Genomic DNA, 4,966 nt, shown 5'->3' on the forward strand with positions numbered 1-4,966 from the left:
GGCGAGCCGGGGCGCAGCCCCGCTTGCTTGGGGGCGCGGGGAACTGCGCGAGCAACCCCCACCGACCCGCACACACCACACCACCCCCACCACCCCCCACCCAAGGGGCGCGGGGAACTGCGCGGCCAGCCCCCACCGACCCGCACCCACCCGCCCAGCCGAACCCCCGAAAAGAATTTTCGGGCAAACGGCTTCGGGCCCCGCCCACCTGGACGGGACCCGAAGCCGACAGTCAGAAAATACGCGCGGCTAGCGCCGCGCCACACCCTCCGCCCGCGCCGCCGCCGCAACCGCCGCGGTGACCGCCGGAGCGACCCGCTCGTCGAACGGCGACGGAATCACATAGTCCGCGGCGAGGTCGTCCCCGACGACCGCCGCCAGCGCCTCAGCAGCCGCGATCTTCATCCCCTCGGTGATCCGGGAGGCCCGCACCTGCAGCGCCCCCGCGAAGATCCCGGGGAACGCCAGCACGTTGTTGATCTGGTTCGGGTAGTCCGACCGCCCGGTGGCGACGACCGCCGCGTACTTGTGGGCGACGTCGGGGTGCACCTCGGGGTTCGGGTTCGCCATGGCGAAGACGAACGCACCCTCGGCCATGGAGGCCACGGCCGGCTCCGGCACCGTACCGCCGGAGACGCCGATGAAGACGTCGGCGCCCGCGAGCGCGGACTCCAGCGAGCCGGAGAGGCCCGCCTTGTTGGTCATGACCGCGAGGTCGCGCTTGACCGGGGTCAGATCGTCCCGGTCGGTCGACACGATCCCCTTGCGGTCGGCGACGGCGACATCCCCGAGCCCCGCCTCCAGCAGGAACTTGGCGATGGCCACCCCGGCCGCGCCGGCGCCCGAGATCACGGCCCGCAGCTGCCCGAGCGAGCGCCCGGTCAGCCGCGCCGCGTTCCGCAGGGCGGCCAGCGTGACGACGGCCGTACCGTGCTGGTCGTCGTGGAAGACCGGGATGTCCAGCCGTTCCTGCAGCCGGCGCTCGATCTCGAAGCACCGGGGGGCCGAGATGTCCTCCAGGTTCACGCCGCCGAAGGACGGCGCGAGCCGCACGACGGTCTCGACGATCTCGTCGACGCCCGTGCAGTCCAGCGCGATCGGCACGGCGTCGACCCCGCCGAACTGCTTGAACAGGATCGCCTTGCCCTCCATGACGGGGAGGGAGGCCTCGGGCCCGATGTCGCCGAGACCGAGCACGGCGGTCCCGTCCGTCACGACGGCGACCACGGACGACTTCCACGTGTAGTCGTGGACGAGTTCCGGCTGCTCCGCGATGGCCGTGCAGACCTTCGCGACGCCGGGCGTGTACGCGAGGGACAGGTCGTCCTTGTCACGGACGGGCACGGTGGCCTGCACGGCCATCTTCCCGCCACGGTGCAGCGCGAACGCCGGGTCGAAGGAATGGAGGGGCTCGGCCCCGCCGTCCTGATCCGTATTGCTGTCGCTGCGAGGATTGACGATCTCCGCTGCCACTTTGTTTTACCCCTTAAGTCTTCTTGGTTGAGGGTTGCCGCTCCTGGTGAGGAACGGGCGGGCACCGCGCATGTCCCTGATGACTGTTAAGTACGGAACATGCGCGACGGGCGCGCCGCACACGCGCCCTGAGCCCCGGATGAGGGGTGTAAGGAACCTTCTTACCGGACGGACCGCATCGCGGACGAGTCGATGGAGCGAAGGTCACACGCGGGCGCCCGGAGCTCGTGCACCGGAGCGCCGGGATCCCCTCAGCGCGGGGGCCAGGCTCGTATAACGGAGCGTGAAGGTCACATACCGGTGACATGACTCATGGCCGAATACGGCGAACAAGCCCACTTCACGAACAATCCGCCGATAGACGCCATGGTGTCGCAAGTGCGCAGAAGTGGCGGCACGTATCGCGGGATCCGCAGAAGATCCTCCGGCCCTCGCGGAGGTTTTCCGCACAAGATCCGGTCGAGCCGGACCGCTTCGGTCCGGTTAGGGGGTCACCCGTTATCCGATTTTGACATGGCGGGCACCCTGAAGGGACGAGTCCGAATGGCAAGATGCCCTAATCACACGAGGTCGCGACACCCGAAGGTGTGTGTTCTCGTCGACCCATCGGCTACTGCCGACCCATCGGCAACTCCACCCACCCGCCGGAGGAACCCACCATGACCGCACGCTCCACCCGTCGTACGACCGCCGCGCAGTCCCGGATAGCCGCGGTCGGTGCGATCGCGGTCGCAGGCGCCCTGCTGCTCACCGGCTGCGGTGACCAGACCAAGGACAAGGACAGCGGCAGCTCCGACACCGCCGACTCCAGCGCGGCGCCGCTGGCCGACAAGCTGCCCGCGGCCGTCCGCGACAAGGGCGTCATCAAGGTCGGCTCGGACATCGCGTACGCGCCGGTCGAGTTCAAGGACGACTCGGGCAAGACGGTGGGCATCGACCCCGACCTCGCCGACGCCATGGGCAAGCAGCTCGGCGTGAAGTTCGAGTTCGAGAACGGCACGTTCGACACGCTGCTCACCGGTCTGCGCTCCAAGCGGTACGACATCGCGATGTCGGCGATGACGGACACCAAGGACCGCCAGGAGGGCGTCGACGCCGAGACCGGCAAGAAGGTCGGCGAGGGCGTCGACTTCATCGACTACTTCACCGCGGGCGTCTCGATCTACACCAAGCAGGGCGCGGACCAGGGCATCAAGACCTGGGACGACCTGTGCGGCAAGAAGGTCGTGGTGCAGCGCAACACCGTCTCGAACGACCTCGCCAAGGCCCAGGCGAAGAAGTGTCCGGCCGGCAAGAAGCTGTCCATCGAGGCCTTCGACAACGACCAGCAGGCCCAGACCCGGCTGCGCGCCGGTGGCGCCGACGCCGGTTCCTCGGACTTCCCCGTGGCGGCGTACGCGGCGAAGACCTCGGGCGGCGGCAAGGACTTCGAGGTCGTCGGCGAGCAGGTCGAGGCCGCCCCGTACGGCATCGCGGTCGCCAAGTCGAACACCGAGCTGCGGGACGCCCTGCAGGCGGCGCTCGACGCGGTCATCAAGAACGGCGAGTACGGCAAGATCATCGCGAAGTGGGGCGTCGAGGCCGGCGCCGTGAAGGAAGCCACCCTCAACGGCGGCAAGTGACCGCGTAATCAGCGGCGCTGAAAGGCAACATCCGTGACTGTTGACATCGACAAGACGCCCGGGCCGCAGGACACTCCCCCGGGCGGCCCGGAGGCCATCAAGGCCATCCCGGTCCGGCACTACGGGCGGTACGTCTCGGCCGTCGTCGCGATCGCGATCTTCGTCTCGATCATCTACGCGTTCGCCCAGGGCAAGATCAACTGGGGTGCCGTACCGGACTACTTCTTCGACGACCGCATCCTCAAGGGCGTCGGCCAGACGATGCTGCTCACCGTGCTGTCGATGGTGATCGGCATCGCGGGCGGCATCCTCCTCGCGGTGATGCGCCTGTCGAAGAACCCGGTGACCTCGTCGATCGCGTGGTTCTACATCTGGTTCTTCCGGGGCACCCCGGTCCTGGTCCAGCTCGTGGTCTGGTTCAACCTGGGCCTGGTCTTCCAGTACATCAACCTCGGTCCGATCTACAAGGACTACTGGTCGAGCTTCATGACGCCGCTGCTGACGGCGCTCCTCGGGCTCGGTCTGAACGAGGCCGCGTACATGGCGGAGATCTGCCGCGCGGGTCTGCTCTCGGTCGACGAGGGCCAGACCGAGGCCTCGCACGCCCTGGGCATGAGCCACGGCAAGACCCTGCGGCGGATCGTGATCCCGCAGGCGATGCGCGTGATCGTGCCCCCCACGGGCAACGAGGTCATCAACATGCTGAAGACGACCTCACTGGTGTCGGTGGTCCAGTTCGCCGAACTGTTCCGGTACGCGCAGGACATCGGGCAGTCGTCGGGCGCACCCGTGGAGATGTACTTCCTGGCCGCCGCCTGGTACCTGGTCCTGACCTCGGTGCTCAGCGTCGGGCAGTACTACATCGAGCGGTACTACGCCCGCGGATCGAGCCGTGCGCTGCCGGCCACCCCGTTCCAGAAGATCAAGGCGAACATGCTGTCCCTGTCCAACCGCTCGGGCGGAGGAGTGAACGCATGACCGCCGACGTGACCAAGAAGGTGCCCGTGGCGGGTTCCGGTACGGCGATGGTGAAGGCCGAGGGCGTCCACAAGTCCTTCGGTCCGGTCGAGGTCCTCAAGGGCATCGACCTCGAAGTGAAGCCCAGCGAGGTCTTCTGCCTGATCGGCCCCTCCGGCTCGGGCAAGTCGACGTTCCTGCGGTGCATCAACCATCTGGAGAAGGTGAACGCCGGGCGGCTGTACGTCGACGGGGAGCTGGTCGGCTACCGCCAGAAGGGCGACAAGCTGTACGAGCTCAAGGACAGCGAGGTCGCGCTGAAGCGGCGGGACATCGGCATGGTGTTCCAGCGCTTCAACCTGTTCCCGCACATGACGGCGCTGGAGAACGTCATGGAGGCGCCCGTCCAGGTCAAGGGCGTGAGCAGGGCGCAGGCGCGTGAGCGCGCGGGCCAGCTCCTGGAGCGGGTCGGGCTGGCCGACAAGGCGGGCAACTACCCCTCGCAGCTCTCCGGTGGGCAGCAGCAGCGGGTCGCGATCGCGCGGGCGCTCGCGATGGAGCCGAAGCTGATGCTGTTCGACGAGCCGACGTCCGCGCTCGACCCGGAGCTGGTCGGTGACGTCCTCGACGTCATGCGCGACCTCGCGGAGTCGGGGATGACGATGGTGGTCGTCACCCACGAGATGGGCTTCGCCCGGGAGGTCGGCGATTCGCTGGTCTTCATGGACGAGGGTGTAGTGGTGGAGTCGGGCCACCCGCGCGAGGTCCTGACGAACCCGCAGCACGAACGGACGCAGTCGTTCTTGTCGAAGGTGCTTTAGCCGTCCGGCGGTCGGGCGGACAACGCGGAGGGGGGGGTGGGGGTTGACCGTCCACCCCCCACCCCGGGGGGGGGGGGGCGGGGTGTGGGGGGC

4 protein-coding genes are annotated in these 4,966 nt (G+C 68.3%); 3 read left to right on the forward strand and 1 reads right to left on the reverse strand.

Annotation, left to right across the window (positions count from 1 at the left end; all coding sequences use genetic code 11):
• Positions 1-249: 249 nt before the first annotated feature.
• Positions 250-1,473, reverse strand: coding sequence for an NADP-dependent malic enzyme (locus ACFWGJ_RS41875; RefSeq protein ID WP_387334201.1), 1,224 nt, complete (start codon positions 1,471-1,473; stop codon positions 250-252).
• A 659-nt stretch (positions 1,474-2,132) separates the two neighbouring features.
• Here ACFWGJ_RS41875 and ACFWGJ_RS41880 point away from each other — a divergent pair.
• The 3 genes from ACFWGJ_RS41880 to ACFWGJ_RS41890 are packed head-to-tail and all read left to right on the forward strand — an operon-like array spanning position 2,133 to position 4,873.
• Positions 2,133-3,095 (forward strand): ABC transporter substrate-binding protein, encoded by a 963-nt coding sequence (locus tag ACFWGJ_RS41880; protein WP_387334202.1) that lies wholly within the window; start codon positions 2,133-2,135, stop codon positions 3,093-3,095.
• Between the two features lie 33 nt (positions 3,096-3,128).
• Positions 3,129-4,073: an amino acid ABC transporter permease gene (locus ACFWGJ_RS41885; protein ID WP_383950731.1), complete on the forward strand. Its 945-nt coding sequence runs from the start codon at positions 3,129-3,131 to the stop codon at positions 4,071-4,073.
• Positions 4,070-4,873 (forward strand): amino acid ABC transporter ATP-binding protein, encoded by an 804-nt coding sequence (locus ACFWGJ_RS41890; protein ID WP_387334203.1) that lies wholly within the window; start codon positions 4,070-4,072, stop codon positions 4,871-4,873. The genes ACFWGJ_RS41885 and ACFWGJ_RS41890 overlap by 4 nt, the downstream gene beginning before the upstream one ends.
• Positions 4,874-4,966 lie beyond the last annotated feature (93 nt).

This window comes from Streptomyces sp. NPDC060205 (assembly GCF_042728395.1).
Lineage (GTDB): Bacteria > Actinomycetota > Actinomycetes > Streptomycetales > Streptomycetaceae > Streptomyces.